This window comes from Effusibacillus lacus, assembly GCF_002335525.1.
GTDB lineage: Bacteria > Bacillota > Bacilli > Tumebacillales > Effusibacillaceae > Effusibacillus > Effusibacillus lacus.
Window position 1 is genome coordinate 102,281 of sequence record NZ_BDUF01000076.1, and the last position, 22,793, is coordinate 125,073.

Annotated in this window: 25 protein-coding genes and 2 pseudogenes; 9 read left to right on the plus strand and 18 right to left on the minus strand. The window is 42.7% G+C overall.

Annotation, left to right across the window (positions count from 1 at the left end; all coding sequences use genetic code 11):
- Window positions 1-73: 73 nt before the first annotated feature.
- The 3 genes from EFBL_RS14325 (at window position 74) to EFBL_RS14335 (ending at window position 1,639) form a co-directional block, all read left to right on the plus strand.
- Window positions 74-340, plus strand: a complete 267-nt coding sequence (locus EFBL_RS14325; RefSeq protein ID WP_096182771.1) for a hypothetical protein — start codon at window positions 74-76, stop codon at window positions 338-340.
- Window positions 341-684: 344 nt separating this feature from the next.
- Entirely contained in the window at window positions 685-1,365 is a 681-nt protein-coding gene (locus EFBL_RS14330) for a hypothetical protein (protein ID WP_207907566.1), read from the plus strand.
- Between the two features lie 70 nt (window positions 1,366-1,435).
- On the plus strand, window positions 1,436-1,639 hold the full coding sequence (locus EFBL_RS14335) for a hypothetical protein (RefSeq protein ID WP_131927676.1): 204 nt from the start codon (window positions 1,436-1,438) through the stop codon (window positions 1,637-1,639).
- Between the two features lie 134 nt (window positions 1,640-1,773).
- On the opposite strand, the gene EFBL_RS14340 is transcribed toward EFBL_RS14335, so the two are convergent.
- On the minus strand, window positions 1,774-2,382 hold the full coding sequence (locus EFBL_RS14340) for a hypothetical protein (protein ID WP_096182773.1): 609 nt from the start codon (window positions 2,380-2,382) through the stop codon (window positions 1,774-1,776).
- 390 nt (window positions 2,383-2,772) lie between these two features.
- On the opposite strand from EFBL_RS14340, the gene EFBL_RS21930 reads away from it, so the two are divergent.
- Window positions 2,773-2,829, plus strand: a complete 57-nt coding sequence (locus tag EFBL_RS21930) for a putative holin-like toxin (protein ID WP_369690107.1) — start codon at window positions 2,773-2,775, stop codon at window positions 2,827-2,829.
- A gap of 398 nt (window positions 2,830-3,227) precedes the next feature.
- Here EFBL_RS21930 and EFBL_RS14345 read toward each other — a convergent pair.
- Window positions 3,228-3,389, minus strand: a pseudogene (locus tag EFBL_RS14345) (IS1380 family transposase); the annotation flags it as partial.
- Window positions 3,390-3,399: 10 nt separating this feature from the next.
- Window positions 3,400-4,383 (minus strand): SEC-C metal-binding domain-containing protein, encoded by a 984-nt coding sequence (locus tag EFBL_RS21375; RefSeq protein WP_096182774.1) that lies wholly within the window; start codon window positions 4,381-4,383, stop codon window positions 3,400-3,402.
- Window positions 4,384-4,618: 235 nt separating this feature from the next.
- On the opposite strand from EFBL_RS21375, the gene EFBL_RS14355 reads away from it, so the two are divergent.
- On the plus strand, window positions 4,619-6,487 hold the full coding sequence (locus EFBL_RS14355; RefSeq protein WP_165912494.1) for an alkaline phosphatase D family protein: 1,869 nt from the start codon (window positions 4,619-4,621) through the stop codon (window positions 6,485-6,487).
- Window positions 6,488-6,934: 447 nt separating this feature from the next.
- Here EFBL_RS14355 and EFBL_RS14360 read toward each other — a convergent pair whose 3' ends face one another.
- The gene (locus EFBL_RS14360) at window positions 6,935-9,124 is read right to left on the minus strand and encodes a TOTE conflict system archaeo-eukaryotic primase domain-containing protein (RefSeq protein WP_207907567.1); all 2,190 of its coding nucleotides are present in this window, start codon (window positions 9,122-9,124) and stop codon (window positions 6,935-6,937) included.
- Between the two features lie 452 nt (window positions 9,125-9,576).
- Between EFBL_RS14360 and EFBL_RS21380 the strand changes: the two genes are divergently transcribed.
- Window positions 9,577-9,660, plus strand: a complete 84-nt coding sequence (locus tag EFBL_RS21380; protein WP_269432707.1) for a putative holin-like toxin — start codon at window positions 9,577-9,579, stop codon at window positions 9,658-9,660.
- A gap of 127 nt (window positions 9,661-9,787) precedes the next feature.
- Here EFBL_RS21380 and EFBL_RS21695 read toward each other — a convergent pair whose 3' ends face one another.
- The 8 genes and pseudogenes from EFBL_RS21695 to EFBL_RS14390 form a co-directional block, all read right to left on the minus strand.
- Window positions 9,788-9,961, minus strand: coding sequence for a PH domain-containing protein (locus EFBL_RS21695; RefSeq protein WP_096182776.1), 174 nt, complete (start codon window positions 9,959-9,961; stop codon window positions 9,788-9,790).
- 53 nt (window positions 9,962-10,014) lie between these two features.
- A complete protein-coding gene (locus EFBL_RS22105; protein ID WP_096182777.1) occupies window positions 10,015-10,347 on the minus strand; it encodes an SEC-C metal-binding domain-containing protein in 333 nt (110 codons plus the stop codon).
- A 36-nt stretch (window positions 10,348-10,383) separates the two neighbouring features.
- Window positions 10,384-11,109, minus strand: a complete 726-nt coding sequence (locus tag EFBL_RS14375; RefSeq protein WP_131927678.1) for a HEAT repeat domain-containing protein — start codon at window positions 11,107-11,109, stop codon at window positions 10,384-10,386.
- Window positions 11,099-11,602 carry a VOC family protein gene (locus EFBL_RS14380; protein ID WP_096182779.1) on the minus strand — a complete coding sequence of 168 codons (504 nt, stop codon included), beginning with the start codon at window positions 11,600-11,602 and terminating at the stop codon, window positions 11,099-11,101. The genes EFBL_RS14375 and EFBL_RS14380 overlap by 11 nt, the downstream gene beginning before the upstream one ends.
- A gap of 86 nt (window positions 11,603-11,688) precedes the next feature.
- Complete coding sequence (locus EFBL_RS20640; protein WP_165912495.1) at window positions 11,689-11,832, minus strand: hypothetical protein; 144 nt, start codon at window positions 11,830-11,832, stop codon at window positions 11,689-11,691.
- Window positions 11,802-12,335, minus strand: coding sequence for a hypothetical protein (locus tag EFBL_RS14385; RefSeq protein WP_231705814.1), 534 nt, complete (start codon window positions 12,333-12,335; stop codon window positions 11,802-11,804). The genes EFBL_RS20640 and EFBL_RS14385 overlap by 31 nt, the downstream gene beginning before the upstream one ends.
- A 27-nt stretch (window positions 12,336-12,362) precedes the next feature.
- Window positions 12,363-12,434, minus strand: a pseudogene (locus EFBL_RS21935) (SWIM zinc finger family protein); the annotation flags it as partial.
- A gap of 105 nt (window positions 12,435-12,539) precedes the next feature.
- Window positions 12,540-12,887, minus strand: coding sequence for a hypothetical protein (locus EFBL_RS14390; protein WP_131927679.1), 348 nt, complete (start codon window positions 12,885-12,887; stop codon window positions 12,540-12,542).
- A gap of 562 nt (window positions 12,888-13,449) precedes the next feature.
- Here EFBL_RS14390 and EFBL_RS20355 point away from each other — a divergent pair.
- A complete protein-coding gene (locus EFBL_RS20355) occupies window positions 13,450-13,608 on the plus strand; it encodes a hypothetical protein (protein ID WP_216640727.1) in 159 nt (52 codons plus the stop codon).
- 656 nt (window positions 13,609-14,264) lie between these two features.
- Here the strand turns inward: EFBL_RS20355 and EFBL_RS14400 are convergent.
- Window positions 14,265-16,028 (minus strand): ATP-dependent nuclease, encoded by a 1,764-nt coding sequence (locus tag EFBL_RS14400; protein WP_096182783.1) that lies wholly within the window; start codon window positions 16,026-16,028, stop codon window positions 14,265-14,267.
- Between the two features lie 346 nt (window positions 16,029-16,374).
- Between EFBL_RS14400 and EFBL_RS14405 the strand changes: the two genes are divergently transcribed.
- Both EFBL_RS14405 and EFBL_RS14410 read left to right on the plus strand, forming a co-directional pair.
- Entirely contained in the window at window positions 16,375-16,770 is a 396-nt protein-coding gene (locus EFBL_RS14405) for a hypothetical protein (protein WP_096182784.1), read from the plus strand.
- A gap of 15 nt (window positions 16,771-16,785) precedes the next feature.
- A complete protein-coding gene (locus tag EFBL_RS14410) occupies window positions 16,786-17,805 on the plus strand; it encodes a ParB/RepB/Spo0J family partition protein (protein WP_165912497.1) in 1,020 nt (339 codons plus the stop codon).
- 340 nt (window positions 17,806-18,145) lie between these two features.
- Here EFBL_RS14410 and EFBL_RS14415 read toward each other — a convergent pair whose 3' ends face one another.
- From EFBL_RS14415 to EFBL_RS22130, 5 genes are all read right to left on the minus strand, one after another.
- Window positions 18,146-19,852, minus strand: a complete 1,707-nt coding sequence (locus tag EFBL_RS14415; RefSeq protein ID WP_096182786.1) for an AlwI family type II restriction endonuclease — start codon at window positions 19,850-19,852, stop codon at window positions 18,146-18,148.
- 15 nt (window positions 19,853-19,867) lie between these two features.
- Window positions 19,868-21,763 carry a Dam family site-specific DNA-(adenine-N6)-methyltransferase gene (locus EFBL_RS14420; protein WP_096182787.1) on the minus strand — a complete coding sequence of 632 codons (1,896 nt, stop codon included), beginning with the start codon at window positions 21,761-21,763 and terminating at the stop codon, window positions 19,868-19,870.
- Window positions 21,764-22,018: 255 nt separating this feature from the next.
- Window positions 22,019-22,273, minus strand: coding sequence for an exonuclease domain-containing protein (locus EFBL_RS14425; RefSeq protein WP_096182788.1), 255 nt, complete (start codon window positions 22,271-22,273; stop codon window positions 22,019-22,021).
- Between the two features lie 71 nt (window positions 22,274-22,344).
- Window positions 22,345-22,599 carry a WYL domain-containing protein gene (locus EFBL_RS22125; protein WP_481779599.1) on the minus strand — a complete coding sequence of 85 codons (255 nt, stop codon included), beginning with the start codon at window positions 22,597-22,599 and terminating at the stop codon, window positions 22,345-22,347.
- Between the two features lie 58 nt (window positions 22,600-22,657).
- On the minus strand, window positions 22,658-22,792 hold the full coding sequence (locus EFBL_RS22130) for a WYL domain-containing protein (protein ID WP_481779600.1): 135 nt from the start codon (window positions 22,790-22,792) through the stop codon (window positions 22,658-22,660).
- Window position 22,793 lies beyond the last annotated feature (1 nt).

Genomic DNA, 22,793 nt, shown 5'->3' on the forward strand with positions numbered 1-22,793 from the left:
GCGTATACATCTTCTCTACCTGTCCCTGTTGAATTTTTTGGTATAATTTACGTACAAAGGAGAGGATTACGTTATGGCAGATGAACAATCACAAATGTTCGATATGATGAAACAACTGATTGCGATGGTTGCAAAAAACAACGAAAAGCTTGATACCAACAATGAGAAACTTGATAAGTTAGCTGAGGAAATGGCTGAATTTAAACATGAGATGAACGAATTTCGCAAGGAAGTAAACGACCGGTTTGACCGGATGAACGACAGCATGGAACATCTGGCCCAAAAATGGATGGATACGGACCGGGAAGTGTATCGGGTCAAGCAGAAGCTGGTGAAATAATTCCGCCGGGCATGACGGTCTATACGGGTCTACTTCGGAAAACATTGAGCCGACCCCAGGAGGGGCAGCTATTGTACATCGACCGTAGGTGTTCCCGCACCTGCGATCACTTTTATTGTACGCAATCTTATTAAACTTGTATGCCTGTAGTTTACCATAAATGGCGTAAAAATCAAATTCCCGCTGAAGTCACAAGCTATTTGAGAGGATTTCAGGCTGCTCATGCAGAATCCTTCATATGAAGCTCCCATCTCATTCGCTTTATGATTTTGTAATGGATAGGCTGGATCAACCCTTGAACGATGGGGTTCTAGAAACTATCGTTCTTGTGGAGTATTTGTTCGATGTACGGAAAGGTGATGAACATGGCAAAAACGACTCAAGGCAAATGCTCCTATTGCGGAGAAATTTTTGGAAAAATTGCAATGAAACGGCATGTAAACGGGTGTAAATCAAGGGGGCCAGTCGTACCAGAAGACAAAAGGTTTTGCATCCTGGTTCAGGGAAAATATTCCCCCGAATATTGGATGTATCTCTGTATTTCCGAAACTTCCACATTGGCGGCTTTGGACGATTTTTTACGATCCGTATGGCTGGAGTGCTGTGGACATCTAAGTGCTTTCGTAATCAACGGCACCCATTTTACCAGCGATCCGGACTCTTCCTACAGGGAAAAAGGGATGAACCATAAGATTAAAAATGTATTGGATGCCGGAATGGAATTCACGCATCAATACGATTTCGGTTCTACCACGGAACTGAAACTGAAAGTGGTATCGATGGAAGCGGGAGCGAAAAATCAAAAAAAGATTGAGGTCATGGCAAGAAATCTCCCCCCTCATATCGAATGTTCAGAGTGTGATGACGCCGCAGTCGAACTTTGTTGCGAATGCATGTGGGATGGAACGGGTTGGCTTTGCGACAAGTGTGCGAAGACACATGAATGCGGAGAAGAAATGCTGCTGCCGGTCGTCAATTCCCCGCGAGTAGGGGTCTGCGGATACACCGGCGGTGACGATGAATAAGGTCGGGTTAAAATAGGGACATCTCAGGCAGCACATGTCTGCATAAAACATGAAAGGCAGGTTTACAATCGTGTTACAAGAGGAAGATTCTCAATCGATTGCTGCTGATTTAGAGTCGGACGATGAACTGCGGGAGATGATTGAAAAGAGCTTGGAAGCTTATGAAAGAGGAGATTATATGACCACGTCTGAGTCTATCAAATCTCTCTCCAAAGGATTTTGCATAATAACCGTCATTTCTTCCCTAGAGGAAAAAATGACGGTTTTGTTTTAGTTGATAGTCTGTTTTGGACCACGAACCTGAACACAACACTCACTCTTACTCCGTAAATCGCCGGCCCGTTGCCTATCGACAAAAGCATACCGGAGGTTTTAGAGCGGTTTACAATGTCCAGCCACCAAAGTAACCTAACCCATTTGATTTATTTCACCAATAGCATCTTGGTACCATTGTTCAAATTCTAACTTTTCCTTTTCGTTCTCAAATTGCCCTCTTATATAAGAGACATCAACATCTTCAAAATACATGAATAATAATCGATATCCCCATTCGCGGCTTTCCCCGTCTTTCCAATGCACGGCTGCTCGCAACCTGTCCAGGATTATATCTTCTATCCCAATCAGATAAACTACCTTGTCGCCTATCTGCAGTTCGGTCACCTTTTCATAATCCCCAACCAAATGATTATCCGGGATTTCTACCGAGACACCCACAACAGGGTGAACCCAATTCTTTCCAATCACTTCGAAGCCCAGTTGAACCAAGACGTGATTAGTCGTGTCACGTCCACTCAGTACAAAATCAATATCTTGGGTTGTGTAACCATTTCTTGTATAGATCTCAACTGATAGCCCGCCAACAACTATCGGCTTTATGTCGAGTTGCAACAGAACCTTGGTGAGGATCGCTGCCGTTTGAATTAACCGCTCAGATTTATCGAGGTTTTTTAAGTCAAGAAGTTGGCGTTTGGCTTCTTCTATACTCAACAATGGATAACACCCGTCTTTCTTTATCATAAAGTACTTTTCCATCCCTTAGTTCATTGCGAAAAGTTTTTCGGGCGATATAATTCAATGCCTTTATTTCATCAGTGTTCCTTGGTCGGCTCCGCTTACATGTCCAACCTTCATCCTTGCTCTTGATTCGGAATCGATTAACAGCGTAATCCACTTGTTCACGTCTCTGTTTAATTTTCTCATTGAGTTCTTCCAGTGAAATCTTTCTCATGCAAATATCACCACCGGATCACGTGATACTTTCAGGTTGCTTTTATTATATATGCTAGAGCTATAATTCTCTATACCGTTTGATACCCCATATCCCGGTATCCCTGTAAATGTTGAGGGCTTTATCGAGTTGGTCCCGAAGGATGATCCGCTCATCCCCTAAGGAAAGGGGGTGATGCCATGACAGTTTACGAGGCAATCTCTCTCATGATTGCTTTCGGTGCGCTGGTCGATTAATACTGTCGGAAAAGAAAAAAGATAGACCGCCCTTGAGCCCACAACTCAGCGGTTCTATCCCATACACTTGAGCCGGCCCCATGAGGGGCAACTATTGTACTTCAACCGTAGGTGTTCCTGCACCTGCGGTCACTTTTATTATACGCAATCTTATTAAACTTGTATGCCTGTAGTTTACCATAGATGGCGTAAAAATCAAATTCCCGCTGAAGTCACAAGCTATTTGAGAGGATTTCAGGCTGCTCATGCAGAATCCTTCATATGAAGCTCCCTTCTCATTCGCTTTATGATTTTGTAATGGATATGCTGGATCAACCCTTTTAGGTTTTGCATCATGGTTCAGGGAAAATATTCCCCTGAATATTGGATGTATCTCAATATTTCCGAAACTGCCACGTCACCGTTCGTATCCGTCTCCGGATGACTTTGTTCTTTAGCGGTGCATCCTCTTTCTTGAGGCTTTCTTGCCCTACAATTCGCAGCAAATTGTAAGCGAAAATTCCGAAATGCAGCACCAGATTGTTCGTGGCGAACTTCCCGGATGGAAGGCGTTCCAAGTTATCCAAACTTTTATACATCACCCAGTCTTTCCTTAAGGGCTTCCCGCTCCCCACCTTCGGCCAATCCCAGACCCCGCCGATAAATCTCCTCCGCCTTATTCTTGTTTAGAATAGAAGGAAGCAGGGAAGCTTCATTATACATGTCTCCCCAGCCCACATATCCCCAAACCCAAGTTGGATGTTCAGTGGTCAGGGATTCAAACAATCGTTCTCCTAAATCATAATCACCCGCATAAAAATGGGCTTCGGCAATCGATCTGCGGATATTCAATCGGTTCTCAAGGTCGTTGTTCGGCAACGTCTCCAAAATGTCTTCATAAAGGGAAATCAATCTGTCGAATGGCCGCTCTTGCCCATCTTTGTTCGCCCGACACTCTAAAATAAACTCACCTTCAAAATCAAAGAAAATGGCTTCAATATCAAAAAACGATTCAAATCGTTCATAAAATTCATCGAAGGAACGAATTCCATTGGGCAGAATAAACCTTTCTTTGAAAGTCGTCCATATCGTCTCGAATTGCGGCAGTTTGGGGGTTTTCGATCCGGATTCGGTCATCGCTTCCATCATATCCTCAAGCATAAACAAGGCGATTTGATCAGGTGCCCAGCGACGCCACAATTCTGGTATGGCAAAGAGAACCAAGTCAGCATCTTTGTGTTCGATCGGCAAGGAATACCTTTTTTTCCAAAGTTCATAGACGGGCGGGAAATCTACTTCACCTTCAATATCTATCAGGAACTGTTCTTTGGTCATTGGGATATGCATGTCGTGAAGCTTGTGCAAGATCTCTTGATCGCTTAATCGCTTTACTTTGTCAGGGGTCCAAGCCTTGTCAAACCATTCTTTGAAGCCTCTCATGTCGAAGAAATCTTCATCTCTGTGAATTTTTAAAGGGGCAGGAGTAGCAACCGGCTTATCATATTTTGGGATACAGCATTTTTTGTACTTTTTGCCGCTGCCGCAAGGACAGGCATCGTTTCTTCCGATTTTCATAAAAATCCTCCATTCTTCAATGAAAGACCGAGTATACGCTTGGTCGTAATGTGTTCTGTCTTAGATATCAAACTAATTCTCTGTACAGGCACAATATCCTTTGCAGGTCAAAAAATGTCGCATTTTGCTGGTTCCATCCTCTCAACAATTAACTTGTTCTTTACTATTCTGTAACTTCTTATTAAACTTGCTCGATTAAACTGGAAAAAAAGTATATATGTGGAGGGGTGTTTCCATGGATAGCAGACGCAGGTTGTTTCTTAAATCTTTGCTTGCCGGTTCTGCCTTTTTCCTGGTAGAAAATTTCAACAGCAACGGTCTGGTGAAAATCACGATGGCAGCAGGTAACGGGAAAACAGCGTCCGTCCCTGTTTTTACCCCGTCCTTTACGCCGGGATACGGATTTCCGCAGTCGGTTGCATCCGGTGATCCGACCCCTACGGGAGCGATGATCTGGACAAGAGTGGATCCGGAAATGGTTCAAGGCATCAGCACAAACCAATTTGATTCCGGGCTTATACAATGGCTGGAGAATCCCAATAGGTCGCGCGTCAATTCTTCTGTTGCGGAAGCGATTGCGAATGGTCAATTCGTAATGTTTGAAGTAAGCGCGGCAGAGAATTTCAGCAGTGTGGCACTCAGGGGATACGCACCCATTTACAAAGACTTTGACAATGTTGTAAAAGTGGACCTGGATGGACGGCTCCTTCATGAGTCAGTTTATTATTACCGGTTTATCACCAGGTTCGGTCACGTGACGAAAACAGGGAAGTTCAAAACTCTGGCAGAATCCAATTCCACTCCGGACAACTGCAGGTTTGCCTTTGTGAGCTGTGCGGATTATACCAACGGTTACTACAATGCGTATCGTTTTTTGGCAGAGGAAAGCCTTGATTTTGTTGTGCACCTCGGTGACTATATCTACGAATCTGTCGGCGACCCCAACTATCAGAATCCTTTGCCGGACAGACAGATCAAATTGCCGGGAAACACCTCCAAGGCTTTTACATTGGAGGATTACCGGACATTGTACCGCACCTATCGATCCGATCCGGACTTGCAAAAGTTGCATGAAACTCATGCGGTGATTGCCATATGGGATGATCATGAATTTGCCAACGATACTTATTATCCGGCTGTTGCACCGGATGACAGTCCGGAATCAAATCCGTCGCGCCGGTTGACAGCCAATCAGGTGTGGTTTGAATATATGCCGGCCAGATTGATTTTTGATGCGTCAAAAGGCTTTAAAGACTCATTGAAGATTTACCGGGCGATACGCATTGGAAATCTGGCAGAGTTGATTCTGACTGACGAGAGACTGTACAGAAGCGCACATCCTTGCGGGGAAGGACTGCTTGGGGAGAGATATCTTGCCGACGGCTGCGAGAAAATGAATGATCCGAGTCAATCAATGTTGGGTGTTGCAACCAGCGGTCAGAGGGATTGGTTTTTAAACCGGGTTCAAAATTCGACCGCGATTTGGAAAATTTGGGGGAATGAAGTTCAGTACACACCGCTGAAACTGTTTGGAAAATACCTGAATCTGGACGCATGGGACGGATTTGCAGGCGAGCGGAAAATCATTACACAAGAATTGAAAAATGCGGGGGTCCGGAACTTTCTTGTAATTACCGGCGATCTTCACACATATGAAGCCAATCTCGTCAAAGTGGACTACGAACAAGACCCGGATCACGCAGCCGTCGGGGTTGAGTTTATGGTCGGGTCTGTGACATCCTCCAATCTTAAAGAATTGGTGGAACAGGCTGTTTACGGCAGGGTTTCCGGCTCGAATCCGATTCCGCTTCCCGTATTGCAAGAGATTCTGAATCAAATTACCGGTCCTGTCCTGAACACGAGTGACGTAGTGGTGAGCGAAGCAATCAAGAAATTGTCAACTCTCGTACTGTTGGAAAATCCATGGATCAAATTGTTTGACAGCACAACGCACGGATATTGTGTTATGGAACTTGCTATGAACAAGGCCGTTTGTACGGCATACTCCGTTGATACAGTAAAATCGCGCGAAGCAAAAAAGTACCTGTTATGGGAATGTGAAGTTCCCAGCGGCCAAGCGAGTCTGAATATTGTTACGCGCTAACTTTTTGACTGAGACCGTAAAAATGACGCCCATGCCGGGCGTACTTCTAATCGAGTATGTTGCTTATGACTCGGCTGTTACTTTGAAACAGATACAAGCAGTTCGCGCTTCTCATTCTTCGGTGCCGCTTTTGGAGCTGAAAGTTCGGTACATTTACCAATTCTCATAACAAGTCGCTGCATACTTGTAGTGGTTTTTCTTGTTATGATCAAAAAGTGGGCTGCATGAACACTATTTTAAAACCCTTAGCACAACAGGATCGGTGCTGTTTGGATTAACCGTTCAGATATTGGATCAACACACCTCATCGATTTCATAATCCTGCGAATCGTCACTGTCGCCCGTTATGCAAGTGAAACAACCGTCCCAACCAACAAAAGAACTGCCGATTGCCCAAATCGGTTGGCCGCAATGGATGCATCTCGCACCGGATTTTTTTCGCTGAATCTATCCTTTCGTTTCCGTTTGATACCCCATATCCCGGTATCCCTGCATACGTTTCTCATACATCCTCTTCAACACGGGGATGTGGGAATCAACATAATCATAGATCCGGACCACGCGTTTGTTACTGTGCAAACGGTGTAATCGTCCCGCATATTGCTGCAGAGTGCCTTTCCAGGAGATTGGCATGGCGAGGAACAAGGTGTCCAGCCGGGGATCGTCAAACCCTTCCCCGATGAATCGTCCGGTGGCAATCAGAACTCTTTCCTCCCCATCCGGAATCCTTTGCAGTTTGTCAACAACCTGTTGGCGCTGTTTGTTCCCCATGCCACCTCGGAGCACAATCACATTTTTGGCAAAACCTTTCAATCGATTTGCAAAGTACTCCACATGTGCAGTTCGTTCTGTTAACAGCAAGGGAGACCGGCCTTCGTCCAAAGCCATCAGTAGATCGTCAAATATTAAAGTATTACGATTCTCATCGAGCGCCAAAGCTTCATAGATCTGATGAATGCCCGCTTTTTCGTTGGGTTCCGGCAGACTGAAACTGGTGTACCTTGGAATGACAACATGTTCAAAAGGACGTGCGGTTGCCTGTGATTTGGCATCCACCCGAAACCGTATCGGACCACACTGCATCATGACAATCGGATGATGTCCGTCCTGGCGGATTGGTGTAGCGGTTAACCCTGTCACATACTTGGCTTTCACTTGCCTAAGGACTTGCTCAAAACTGAAAGCTGAGAGATGGTGGCATTCGTCAACGATGACCTGACCGTATTCGGCAACAAAATCTTTTACCACACCCCGAAAATTGACACTTTGCAGCATCGCGACATCGATCAAACCGCCACGCTTGTCTTTTCCGCCTCCAATTAGACCGATCTCCTTCAGCGGAATATCCAGGAATGCAGCCAATCGTTCTCTCCACTGCTCCATCAATTGTTTGCGATGAACCAAAACCAATGTGTTGACCTTACGTGCAGCGATTAAATAAGAGGCGACCACAGTCTTGCCAAAGGCGGTTGTTGCGGACAAAATCCCATTGTCATGCTTCAGAAGCGCTTTCGCCGCAAGATCTTGCAGCGGTGTCAGTTCTCCTTTAAAATGAACCTTTATTGGGTTACCTGGGTTCCGTTTATCTGAAAAATCGGCCTGGATGTTATGATCCTTCAATAACTCCAGAACCTGATCCAGACATCCCCTTGGCAAAGCAAGGTTCCGGTCATGCTCCTCCGCGCAATTGATTACGCGAGGTTTGCCAAATGTGGACAATCTCATAGCCTGGGCTTTATAAAATTCGGGATTCGGAAAAGCGGCAATCCGCAATATACGATTGATCATGGATGGAGGCAACCCGGTTTTATCAATGTAGATCAGATTACTTTGCACAATTTTCACTTTTGATGGGAAAGGTCCCTCGATCCGGTCACCTATTTTTTTATCGAATCCCGGCCCCTGAAACAAGGAAACCTCGAAATCTTCTTGATCGTTGACCAATGTTTGATTGACCCCAAGAATGCTGCCTTTGAAGCTTTCTTCCTGTACGATTCGTTCGACTTCGTCAGCCTTCATTTTGTTCAAGGTGGAAAGGAATAGCCATTGATCCTGATAAGGTGAATGGTTATCGTCCAAGAAGAGCGTATTGCCGTACTGGCCCGAATTCCCGTGCAGAGGCAGGGCGATCAAATTTCCAAAACCGCCTTTTGGCATCGTATCCTGATTCGGAAACAAACGATCATAGGAATCCAAACCGATCTGATACCTTTTGTCCATGGTACGGGTTAAAATCAGGCACCCGAGTTGACGGGCCAGCGATGCCAAGACAGGATTGTCAAAGAAAATCCAGACGTGCGCTCCATTCCCCGACCGGGATCGTTCAAGCGCTGCCGGGATCTTCATTTGCTTGCACGTTTCGAGAAAACAGGAGGAATCTTCTTTCCAAGTTGTCTTGTCAAAATCAACTGCCAAAAACCAACAGGTTTCGTCAGGCAATAGAGGGTAGATCCCAATCGTGTGCCTTCCTTTCAGATGATCAAAGCTCACCTGATCCGTCATCGGCAAAAAAATGCGATGTGCGCATTCCGAACATTTGATTTTCGGTTTCTTGCAAACCGCTTTGTTCCACTCATTGGCACACGCCGGGGAGTAACCGGATTTTCCGTTCTTGCTCTCCCACCGGACAGCGTACACATCTTCTCTACCAAGGAACAGACTGCGAAACAAAGCCGATTTTTTGTTTCGTTGAAGACTGCTTCGTGACCAACTCGGTTTCCGGAGTGGGATTTGAGGATCGGGAATCAATGAATAGCTTGTTTTCGGCATCTTTTTCCAGTGACATACCCAGAAGTATTCTTAACCGCTGATTCTCTTCCCGTAGCCTGGCACATTCCTTGAGGGCTTTATCAAGTTGTGCCTGCAAATCTTCAACTCTTGACCTCATTTTCCTTCACCGCTCAGCAATTGTTCAATTCCCAAGATAACATAAAATTGGTGCGGGTGTTCCTGTTGAATTTTTTCCTTGGCAATTCGATTTCCAGAACATCAGTTCGTTTTCATCGGAAAGTATGCTATACTGACCTTGTACAATAGAATAGGCTCCTCAAGGGTGGTCGGCTCATCCCCTAAGGAAAGGGGGTGATGCCATGACAGTTTATGAGGCGATCTCACTGATGATTTCTTTCGGTGCGCTGGTCGCGTTAATACTGTCGGGAAAGAAAAAAAGATAGACCGCCCTTGAGCTGACAACTCCGGCGGTCTACTGCGGAAAACATTGAGCCGACCCCAAGAGGGGCAGCTATTGTACCTCGACCGTAGGTGTTCCAGCACCTGCGGTCACTTTTATTATTAGCAATCTTATAAACCTGTATGTCTGTAGTTTAGCATAGATGGCGCAAAAATCAATTTCCCCTCACGAACATATTCCCGTTTATTTGTGACGATAAACATGTCCCGAATCAGCTTGTAGGCTTTCTGAATCTTTTCAGTTGAAGCCAGGACATGAGCAAAGTCCTTCTGTACCTCTTCCAGTTTTGTTTACCGCCAACTCTGTCGATTAACCGAATTGTTGATCTTCCATTATTTCAGCCCAGACAGCACTTCTTATATTTCTTCCCGCTCCCGCAAGGACATGGGTCGTTGCGTCCTATCTTGTTTGGATTGACATAAGGTTTACTAGCAGGTAGGCCCAATTGGTTTGTACGCTCCAACAGATTTGAGCGTCCGCTGTCCGTGCGTTTCTCTCTGGCTTCCCGATCCTCTCTTTTCCTTTTGTACTCGTCCAATTCGGGTATAGCAACCCCGTTAGCCAAGCAGTTCACATAAAGGGATTGTTCCAGATCGAGCATCCATTCCGTATACCCTTGATGAACCCTCTCTCGTACAAGGGGAAGCCCTCTTTTGAGAATAGTTTGCATAATCCATCCACCAACAACGTGGCAATGTCCTCTTCCTCAGCTTGGGCGTAAAGCCTTGCCAGGGCTTGTTCGGTTTCCGGCAGTTTGATTCTGCCCAATAAAATGGGCGGCAGACAGGCGGAACTCCCAGTCCCCTTCAAAAAATCGTTCTTCCATCAGTTCCACAGACTTCTTGCTTTGTATCCAACTCAAGGCGTCAGCTGCAGTTTCATATAAGAGCTCATCCGCCAAGAATCCAACCAGACGGGGAACGGCACTCTCCAAACGAAGTTTTCCCGCCAGCTGTGCGTAGAAATGCTCTTCATAACCCCAGTGTGTTTCCGGGTACTCCTTGTTCAGTTCGGAGAGGACCCGGTCAGCATCTACATCTGCTCTCTTTGCCAGTTCTTCTACAATCAAATCTCCATATACACTGTCAAAGTCGGTTATGTACTTCTCAAATCCACTGTCAATCACCTGGTGGAGCTTGTCCCAAAGAGTGGAAGTGTCTGTCTGTGACAACTCGTATCGTTTTTGGATTGTCATTTGAGATTCTTTCAGGATTGCTGCCAGCTCATCTGTGCAACTCTCCAACAACGCCAGGTCACTATGGGAAACAGCAACCGAGAAATGGACAAATTCATTCGGATATACGGAGGCCCTATGCTCCTTCAGCCATTTGAATATGAAGTTCAACGTTTCGGGAGTCTGCGTCCGGCCCCACTTATCGGCGATGATTCCAGTGGCCACCTCAAGTAAAACAATCGCAACTCTATCCCTCATACGCTTGCAATAAAGTTTTTATGTCAATTTTATTCTTCGTTTGGATCAATGCTTTCATAACTCTTTCTGATTTCTCCGGATCGGGGTCGCTTAGCATCTCGTTTAGAGCGGTAGGAATAATTTGCCAAGACACACCGTACTTATCTTTCAGCCAACCGCACACTTGAGCCTTTTCGTCTCCGCCTTCGGAGAGTTTTTCCCAATAATAGTCCAATTCTTCTTGATCCTCACAATTGACGATAAATGATATTGCCTCAGTGAATTTGAAATGCGGACCGCCATTTAATGCTACGAATTCTTGTCCTTCCAGTTGAAATTCCACGGTCATTACTATTCCCTCTGGCATCCCGTGAATTTCATGCCCTTCTTTTCCATAGCGAGTGATTCTACCGATCTTGGAATTTTTAAAGATAGAAGTGTAAAACTTCGCCGCCTCTTCGGCTTGTGTATCGAACCACAAGTTGGGTGTGATTTTTTGGATTTTGTTTTTCATGATTTTTTCCTCCTTATATTTTGGAGTGTATTAGCAAGATTTTGATTCATTATACAATAAGATTAGCTGAAAAATGAGTCGTGGTTTCATTCGATCAGTTCGTGGAGAAATTCCTCCGCTCTCGGATTTGTGTCGCCGTACTTTTTGACCCGTTCCTGCGCCTCCCACAAATAATCCTCGATAACGGTAAATCCATCGCTTAACTCACTGCTGTATTCATCCTCATCCAATCTTCCATCCCTTTTAAGGTAACCAACAAACCTACGGTACCGGAAATATAGTGTTCCGGCGCAACAAGTTTTAGAAGTTCCTTTGCAAATCGGTTCAATCTGTTCAATCCTGCCTCAAAATCCCATTCCAACCTATCTTCGTCATCATGATAATATTCGTAATCCCATCGATCATCGTCGTCATCGGAAGAGATTACGGTTTTGGTAAACAGAGCCTCACAATCTTTAAGAACAAGGGGAACTTCTTTTTGGTAATATTTGATTGAACTGTACAAACCCTGGTGACGGATTTGATGCGTATTCAGCTTGGAGGTTCGCTCCCTGTCAATGAGGAGTTGGCGGATGGATTCCCTAACTGTTGGGTCGGCTGCCACAAGCTCTTGCAATATTTCCAGCAGGTGTTGTCTCTCCAGATCTTTCAGTAGTTCCTCCAGGTCATCTGGTTCTTTAGAGTCTGGTTTAGTTTTTTCGACCGGTTCATGCGCATTTTCAATTGCATCCAACTGCTCCGCATCTTCTCGAATAAAATAAACGACGGCAGCCATGTGCTTGCAGTACCCATCGTGCGGACAGTCACAGCGGCTTTTGGAAAAATCGGACAAGTGAATTTAGACATTGTAATCGCCGTAATTGCCAAGTACAGTGGCATGGATCCAGGGTTTCTGGATCTGAATGTTCTTTACAAGTCCCTGTTCAAAATAACTCTATCAATGATATGGTCGGGAATAAACCGAACCATTCCGGATATCAGTGAAGTTAAAAGAACATTTTGTTTCATTCGTTCCCTTCACCAAATCATCAAGCTTTTCTCCAAGGGAGTCCCGCTCCCGTTGATCAGCCAACTTTTCCCGATTTCTTTTTTCTTCTTCCCAAGTAGTACCATATGGAAAACCATTTTCGGTATGTCCTGCAATAAAACAGAAAGTGGAATCTATACTTGAATCGTCCTCCATATCATTCACCATTCTTAACTTACGTTCTCTTCTGTTTCGCAGCCGGGCTTCTTCACTCTGCCTAACTTGCTTGATATATTTCTGATCCAGTTCGATTCCCAATACTTCAAGTTCCCGGATGGCACATTCCAGACTCACGCCAAAACGTTTTTTGTAGCCCTGAACAAGATTTTTTCCGACATACTTTGGGAACCAGTGTTTTGCGGCCTGAAGACGGCCATGCCTGTCCAACCTTTTATGGCGGGGCACTGAGGATTTTGATTTTCTCTTATTCGCCACTATACATCAATTCCTGTTCTCCCCGCTGACTGATCCCTTGGCTGTGAAGCCGCAGAATTTCCCGATACTGGGTCATAAAATGACCTCCACACGAATGATTTACACTGCTCTCAAACAGTGCATGAGATCATTGTAACAGAAGGATCAGTCCAGTGGCTCTCTTGTCCGGAAGGCTGGCTCTAAACTGTTGGACAGGTGGCTCTCACTTGCTGGAGCAATGGCTGACGATTTCTTTCGGTGCGCTGGTCGCTTTAATGCTTACTCTCCTTGTATCATCTTACTTATGTGCAGTTACGACAGCACATGACTGCATAAAACATGTTATAATAAACCAAACGTGAACAGTTGTGGTGGATTTATACCGGGAAAAGGCAAGTTTACAATCGTGTTACAAGAGGAAGATTCTCAATCGATTGCTGCCGATGTAGAGTCGGACGATGAGCTGCGGGAAATGATTGAAAAGAGCTTAGAAGCTTATAAAAGAGGAGATTATATGACCACATCCGAGTCTATCAAATCTCTCTCTCCAAAGGATTTTGCATAATAACCGCCATTTCTTCCTAGAGGAAAAAATGGCGGTTTTGTTTTAGTTGATAGTCTGTTTTGGACCACGAACAAGTCTACTTCTTTTTGTTAAAGAGTCCGTAATGTTGGAGACTGATAATTTTTTCTTCTTTTTTATCAAACACTACAAAAAAGTCTTTGAACATCAGCCCTTTTCCCAGCAAAGCGATTCTGTTGCCTTTTTCGGCATACTCGAATTTCTTCGACGATACTTTCCCCCCGACCAATGAAAGGATCTTGTTGATTTGCGGCGTAATGCCTGCAACGGGTTTTAAAGAGCTGCATAATGAGCAAATTTTGTCGGGATTGCATCTGGTACAACAAAATTGGTTGCATTGTGTGCACAAATGATACTCGTCCACGGCGGCCGATTCCAGACAAGTCTCACATTGCTGCACGTGTTTCGAACATAAAGACACGTTCGAAATCGAGGAGATAGTTCGGCAATCCGTACATAACGAGTCGCTGCATACTTTGCAGTGGCTTTTCTTGTAATAATCAAAAAGTTGGCTGCACGAAGAACAATGGAGGATATGCATTTACATCTTGAACACTTGCATTATTAAAAAAGCGATCTAAAACACAACCAGTGTTTTAAGATCGCCTTCAGCTCAAAGTATTAATAAGTTATATTTGTTATAAGGAAAACTCGAATGCTTTCTGCATCACTTCTTTCCAAGTTTCAGGAATATCATCCCATGATGTCCATTTAGACGTTTCCAGGTGAGTGTGATACGGCTTGTCCGATGAAGGGACTGAATAACCAAGACAATCCTCAAGACAATTATCTAAGACGGAAACCCGTTGGGGGGCCCCCGCTGCTTCTAAAATGGGGTTGTTAAATTTCTCAGCTCCTTCTTTCCCCTTATCTCTGTCATGAATTACATGAAAGGGTATAGAAAGAGCCTTCAGATACTTTATGATTGGAATAATAGCTCCTTTGCCTCTGGCCTTGACAACTTGCACTTTTGATAAGATTTCTTTTCGAATGGATGGAGGCAAATGTTTCAACGAATTTTTTATGGCGATTAGCTCAGAGTCCCCCTCAACAACGACACACTTTTCAGCGAAAAAGATTCTTGACAATTCATCATCGAAAGTCTTAATCATCTTTATTTGTTCTTTTTCATTTTCCTGTAAAGTAGAGGTCGCATCGGAAAGTCCGTAGTTTAATGCAGATGTATAGTCATTTTGGTTTATGTACAACTTCGTCAAGCTTTGCCAATCTTTGCTTAAATCGATCATCCAAGGTGAATGAGTCGTGCATATAATTTGATCGGACTGACCCAAAGCGTAGATCGTATCACGTAGTAAATTAGCAGCTGAAGGATGCAAATATATTTCCGGTTCTTCAAAGGCGACAAGTAACGGTCTTGATGTAGCTCCTTCCTTAAGTTTAATGTGAGAATGGTACCTTAACATTGAGAAGATCCCAGTCCGAACCAGTCCCGTTCCTTGGCGTTCGGCATCTGTATGAACGTTGGAATAAAGCTCGACCGAATACTGAGGTTTTAGGACGCTTGATAAGTTATTTAACGATGGATTTATGGCAATACCACAATCAGGGAACACATCAGAGATAACCTGATTAACTTCTTTACACAACCGATCAATAATTGAGCCATCTGTCTCCGGTGACATCTGTGTTTGCAATAGTTCTAGTTGAGCTTGAATTCCTGCAGCAATTTCGTTTTGTGACATCAGATCTTCGAAAAGGATACCCAGACATTCGCCCAGTAGGGTTTTATTCCCATCCGCCTTTCCAATATCATTAACGTCGGTGTATGACGGAATATGAACTAGCCTAGGTAACTTTGAAAGAACAACGCTAGGTATGCCTCCGGGATTTTCAACTTCCTTAGGTTCTGAATCAAGTTTCCACTCAACCGCCCCGTCAATCTTAAGCTCCCACTCTTTAGGTAGCGTGTCTTTCTTGGGTCTTTTCTCCGAAAGAATGGAAGTAAGTTCTTCTTCGCTTAATCCAGTACAACTCATTAAGTCTTCCCATGTCGTGATACCTTGGAATTGATCAGTTATTTCGTAATCATACTGAAAAGTGGTAATTTTCGGTTTTGAAGGTGAGCTTAAATTATAAGTTTTTTTGTATATATACTGACCTCCTACCACCCTCCCTTTGAAGCCTCGACTGTTAGCAGTAGCATCATCTATGTCAGAAAAAAAGCCACAAATTTCGATGGTGTCAGCAATTGATTTATCTTTCAGTATTCTAAAATCTTGCGGTTTTACAGTCTCACTTAATGATAGCAAGGCATCAATGGCTTTTATTATGGTAGTCTTTCCGATATTGTTATGTCCAATAATGAATGTCGTAGGTGCAATGGTGATGTCAGCGTATTCAATACGACGAAAGTTCTTTATTGTAATCCTGCTGAGCCTCATAGGTTTCCTCCAACCTCCCCAAAAACAGAATGTACGTTCGCAACAGAGTTAGTATATCATATACACCTGATATTTGGAAGATATATCCTGAAAACTGCCTTATGTACGAATCCTGAATTCAAAAAGGCAACCATTGCAGTAGATTAATTGGCTCCTACTAATATAAATCCGGTTTGAAAGAATTCGATATTAGTACTATTTCCTTGATAATTTATGATAAATTGGTTATTTGTCATAATTTGTCCAAATAGGAGGAAATGAAGAGGATATTGACGAAATTATATATAATCCCTTTTTCTTGTTCAGTCATCTTGTGGGAGGGGTGACCCAGAAAGGAGGAAACTGAATGACTTTCGAATGGAATTTTGACTCGAAGTTACGGCTTGAGAAGATACTCATCAATCTCAAAAATACAGGTCCCAAACACCTAAGAGAGATTGCTGATGAGTTAGGTTTCAAGCTAAGTAAAGACAGCGACAGGAGTAGACTAAAGTATCAAATGAAAATATTAAAAGACAGAAATGAAGAAATCCGATACGTCGGGTACACAAAGAATGGATACATTAACCCTGATACAGAAGAAGAATTTAACGAACTTGCTCGTCCCATGAAAAGGAGAGGGTTAGGATTTCTTCGGCGTGCTGAAGAAATTGAAAAAGCAGGTAAACAAATAGGGAAGAAACGAAAGCGGACGAGTGAGCAAATGGCATTGTTTATCGACGACACTGGAACTGATAATTGAAAGGAATGAATTTTTGTGAAAGTATTAAACGTAGCATTGGACCTAATAGATGAAGATCTACAGCAGCCACGATATAACTTTGATGAATCATCGCTGAAGGAACTAGCCGAAAGCATTAAGGAACTAGGGCTTTTGAATCCTATCAAGGTACGGCCCATTGAGAACGGACGGTACAAGATCGTTTTTGGAAACAGACGCTATAAGGCTTGTAGGCTGTTAGGGCTTAAAGAGATTCCTTGCATCCTTGCTGAAAACGCTTCGGATCTCGATATATATTTGGAACAACTAACCGAAAATATCCAACGTGAGAGTTTTACACCAATTGAAGAAGCGAAGGCGTTTGAAAAGTTAATGAGCGATCCTTCTTTCAAGGTCTCAAAAAAGTACTTGGCTAGCCGTTTGGGAAAATCACTAAACTACATTAGCCAAAAGCTTGATCTTCTAAACTTCGGGAAAGAGATTCAGCAAAAGATTCACGGCGGGAGCGAAATCATAAAAGGAAGGCTAACTGAAGAACAGGTGCTCCCTCTTAAAAATGTAGCTATTGAGTACCGAGATGCTCTTGCTAAAAAAGTAGCAGAAGAAGAGGTAAGCTCCCAGGATGTCAAGCTCATAGCAAAATTATTTTCAGCTAGTGATATCAGCGATGATAGTAAGGAATATCTATTACAAAAACCCTCCCATCAGTTGATTAATGATTGGTTTGAATATGAACAAGAAAAAAAGCGGATAAAAGAAAAACCGGAAATAAAGTTAGTTGATGATAATACCCTTCCCGAAATTGACATTGAAGGCAACTTCAACTACTTTCAGATTGAAGTTGTGAAAAAACTGCATCAACTGCTCAGTGGACTTCCTTCCAGATGCGAGCTTTCGGAAGAAGTGCTCTCAAGCATCAAAAAAGTTCGAATTGAGCATAAAGAAGAATTCTTGCAGACAGTGGATTCCCTTCTCTCTCTCTTAGAAGGACATACTGAGCAGTGGAAACAAATAAGGAAGCTAGCATCGGAAATCAAGATAAAGTTAGTAAAATAAGGTCTTGGAAAACTGCCAAGACCTTGTTTTACCTGAATTATATTCATAATGGTACACTAGGCTGTGACAATGAGAGAGACATTGTAAGGAGTTGTCGAACTATGCCCACTTTTGCGATAAACGGCTTAATTTGCAAAACTCAAGTAATTTAAAGCTACATTACTTTCGAAATTCGAGATAAAAATTCGAGGTGTAGTGGGCGGAAACGTTTCGGCTATCATTCCCATCAATTTCTGGACAACATAGCACGTCGTCCTAAGACCAATTTTCTTTAGCAGTAACACCTTACCATATAACTAGATCCATAACCATGACAAAAACTTTCAGGGGGATAAGAGTTCTAAGATATTCTTCTGATGCGGTCAACCATTCTTCCTACATTTTCATTGATTTTTTCTTTCCATTTCGGGGCCTCATTATTGCTATCAACTAAACAATCACGAATAATTTGTTCAATCATTTTGCAATCTAAGTGATTTCTACCGCTTGCAAACCCCGCCTCAAACAATTCAATAAATTGTGATAAAGTTAAAGGAACAATTTGTAGAGCCATTCTTGAATCGTCTTGACGATACCATACGCCTATTCTAAAAGTCTCAGCGGTATTAGAATCAATTTTATTTGCTATAAACAATCCATAAACTTTTTTTCCAAGCGAACTATAATGGTCAACATATTGTGCTACGTGGCGGCGTACAGGTTCTCCTTCTGCGGCTTCTTGTCTTGAAGAAGCAGTTAGAGTAACCTCTGCAACTACCACAAAATCCTCAAATTCAAAGACCATATCTGGTCCATTTCCAGGTGCCAGCCCAACTGGCTGGAAATCTGCATCAATCTTGAACCTTCGAGCTTCCCAAGGCTTATTAACAAGAGAGTTTATTGCTAGAAACGCCCTCCACAAAGCCCACTCGAAATAAGCTGGCGCTTCCCCTTGTGGTACAATACCACCTCTTCTTGGTTGGGTTAATTCTTTGAGATAGTTAAGAATATCCGCCCATTCCGTTGCTTGTCTTTCAGCATATCTTGTTTCAAGAAGCTTAAACCATTTATCTTCTAGGGAAAGTCTGTACTGTGATAAATCTTGTGCTTCCATTTTGAAGAGGTCAGGAACTTCTACCTCTTGACCATTTTCTTGCAACATTTTGACCAATGACTGAATTGCAACAATTGCATTAGGAGCATTATCAGTCGGAAGAATTGCGCCATTCCACAAAGTTTTGGGGTATTCATTCTCAGGTATGGGTTGAAAAGGTGTAGCTAATATTTGCTCAACAATAGATTTTTTATGGTCTATGATATATAGAGCTTGGCCTCTCTCTATAAACAACCCAGTTAATTTGAGATATCGGAAATTGCAGTCAGCGTATGTATAAATTGTATCAGCATTTTGTGAGGGAATATTCGCTGCTACATTTTCCCTATATGCTTTGTAAAAGCGCTTCTTTTCCCTTGGGATTAGAAATCTGCTTTCTTCTTCGCGAAACTCCCTTATTTTATTAATGGCTTCTGGTATATCCTCAACGCTTCGAGTTAGCATAACAATAGAAGCCATTTCATTACGACTTATATAAGGCTCTAAACCATAATTCCCTAAACCAGATAAGACTTCAAGAACTATTCTCAAAGGGCTAAATATTGGACCAGCAGGAAAGCCTTCTATATCTGAGGGAATCTGGTGTGCTAATAATGCTCTTAGAAAACATTCTTGTTCTTTAGGTAAAGTATCAGCCTCAATGAGCCTTCTGCCATTTGGAGTAATCGTATAGGGTTCATACCTAAATCCAGATATTGTGTCAGGGTCGGGAGTAAGGAAGCCAAGCTGTGTAAGAGCTGCCTTCCACTTTCTCCCCATATCACTTATATCGTCTTCTGACGATCTCTTTAAATCCACTATGCCTTCCCTATCTAAGAGTTTTGCTAATTCAGGTTGATTTTTCTTAATGAGGTTTCCATGAAGAGACGAACTAGCTAAAACTCTCAACCCTTCTTTTAGTCTCGAAGGATTTCTGACAGTTGTATTTCCTATATACCAAGCTTTTAGTGTCATACCATTACACCTCTATTAATAACCTACGAAAAGATATTCTTTTACGAGATTATTATTGTCTTCTACCTTGTGTCCTTGGTTTCCAAACGAATAACGGTGGTCAACAGCAACAACCTCAACATTTTCTTTGTATTTGGTCATTAATCCAATCATTTCATCTTTGGTTGGTAAAGAATTGGAAGAATAAGAGACAATTAAAATACTGTCTTTGTATCGCTTGAATAAAATATCAAAAGCTTCATAAGCACCATTTCGAGAACTGAATGGTGTAGGATAACTTTTAAATTTCTTAGTTTTCGTGTGCCATTGCATTTCTACGCCTTTCCAATCTCTAACAAGCCCCTCAACAAAATGGTATCTTCGAACATATTCATTATCGGAAAGAGGGCTAAAGTAGGGTGGATCCATATAAACTAAATCAGCTTTTTGTTTGCATTCCATTGCATCACCATGGCGACTCTTGTTAGCTTTGCCGTTATCGAACACGGCTAAATTCATTTGCTCTACTGCTTCTAAAAACTGCTCTTTTAATGATAGTGTTAAATCACGTCGTCCATCATCATATCGGTATCCTGTATATGTAAAAATTCCTCTTGGACGCTTTTTAAGGCAAGCTCTAACTAATGAGGCTTGTGCCAAGGCACGTTTATATTGATCTCTTAATCGAGAAAGATTGGTTCTAATAATATCAATGAACTGGTTATCTTCATCTTCAAAATAAAGCCCTTTAAAGGTTTCTGATACAAGATTATCCGTTAGAACGTTAGTATCAAGTAATATTGCCAAGTCTCTTTCATTAAGTGTAGTATTGTTATTTTCAACCAAGGCTTTTGTAATACATGCAGAAAACGCCATATAATCATTACTTATCACTTGCTTGTTATGAGCCTTAAACAAGTAACTAACGACGCCACTACCACTAAATAAATCCAAGACCGTTTCAAACTTGAACTGTTCTGCAACCCCCAAAATATATTCCAAAAGGTTTTGTTTGCTACCCATATAACGAGTAGAAGGGTATAAGCTAACTTGTGGGGATAGTTGGATTTTTTCAGGTACAACAAAAATCTGTTTCTTAGGTTCTACTTTAACTAATACGTCTTCACCTTTACGTTTGGAGCCTTTACTGTTAATACTTCTCCTCGTTGGGTATACCGAAATCTTAAATTCGTCATATAATTCGTATACTAAAGGGTGATTCGAATTTGTTAGAAGAACATGACAACCTAACTCATGTAACCTTTTTACTTCCTGCGCCAGCTCATGGTGGTCTTCTTCATAAAACTGTTCCTTGGTATATCGTTTGAAATCCGCATACTCCGATATAGGAAGATATGGAGGATCCAAGAAGATTAAATCACCAAGTTCAGCATACCTTCCAAGAACGTCTTTATAATCACCAAGGACTATCTCGGCGTTTTTCAGGGCTTCACTTGCAGCTCTAAGATTTTGTTCATCACAATAATTCGGGTTTTTTTGCTTCCCAAATGGGACATTAAATTGTCCTTTCTTATTTACCCGATATAACCCATTAAAACATGTCTTATTTAGATATATTGTTCTTGCTGCTTGTTGCATAGGAGTTAATGTATCCGGGTTAGTGGCTCTGATTTCGTAATAGTCCTCTTTACTGTAGGGCATAGTTTTGAGGATTGATATAACATCCTCAACATTTTCACTCAAACAACGGTACAAGTTAATTATCTCAGGGTTTGAGTCAGCAATGATTGCTTTTTCAGGTAATAAAGCAAAAAATAAAGCCCCTCCACCAAAAAAAGGCTCAATATACTTGTTATACTTTTTGGGAGCGTTTGGAAGCAGAATATCTAACATTTGCTGTTTTCCTCCTGCCCACTTTAAAACGGGTTTGGGAGGAGTGATGCTTGCTACTTGAACAATCTGCGTTTTCATTCTATACCTCCATCGGTGTAATTAAGCTTAGTCCGTAGCCAATTTTTAAAATTAGGTATAGTTTCACTTACATTTTAGTTTCCACAGCCAAACCCTTTTCCCTGCTTTTAAAGTAGAAAAATATGTGTAATAATTGTTTGGCGTTAAAACGGGTAAGGTATCCCCCCGCTTTTACAGTTTTTCCTAAGGACATACATATCCATATTCTCCCAGATCAGATGACTACCGTGGTGAATTCAGGGATATAGTATTCTTCTAACTTGCTGACAAGTTGTCGAAAGATATGCCGCCATCCACGTCCTCCTGAGCAATTTCCAGGAAATCTTTACAACGGCCCGTTAATACAGGATTCAATTCCGGTTTTACAAACGAGTTGTAGGTTTCATAGACTTCGTTATCTAGAACCGAGACAATGCCCACCTCAAGGAACTCCTGAAAAAAATCTCGCCGTTTTCGGTCATCCTCCTGAATTGTGAATTCGAAGTCAATAAACAAATACTGATGAATCATGGAAGCAGCCCCCTTACCCTGAATGCTACCCTCACTTTATCAGTTAATATGACAGATCCTGTCACGGAACATCAGTTCTTCCGCCCATACCTTCGTTCCATTTCCCTTATCTCATCAAGCATTCTCTCTCTATACTCAACCGGCTCCAACAACTCCGCATCCTTCCCAAACTGCTTCATCCAGCGCAAGAATTCGTCTGTCCCGCGGGTGGTGACGATCAGCAGCAAGGAACCGTCTTCCTGATCGACAAAATCGGGTCTTGATTCATACCGCTCTTCTTTTATGTACCGGGCCACTTCCTTCGAGAACCGGACCTTGAACGTCACTTCCTCCGAACTCGCCGTGATGCCCCAAAGATTGGCGAGATAGGCATCAATATCAAAGTCATCTTCGATGTAGAACTTTTTGTGGGTTAATTCGACTGAACAAGCGGAAAGTCCGCAGATCCTCCCGTTCGTGGCAATAGCCAATCAGGTACAAATGACCGCCGCGCGGCACCAGATAATAAGGGTCGATCATG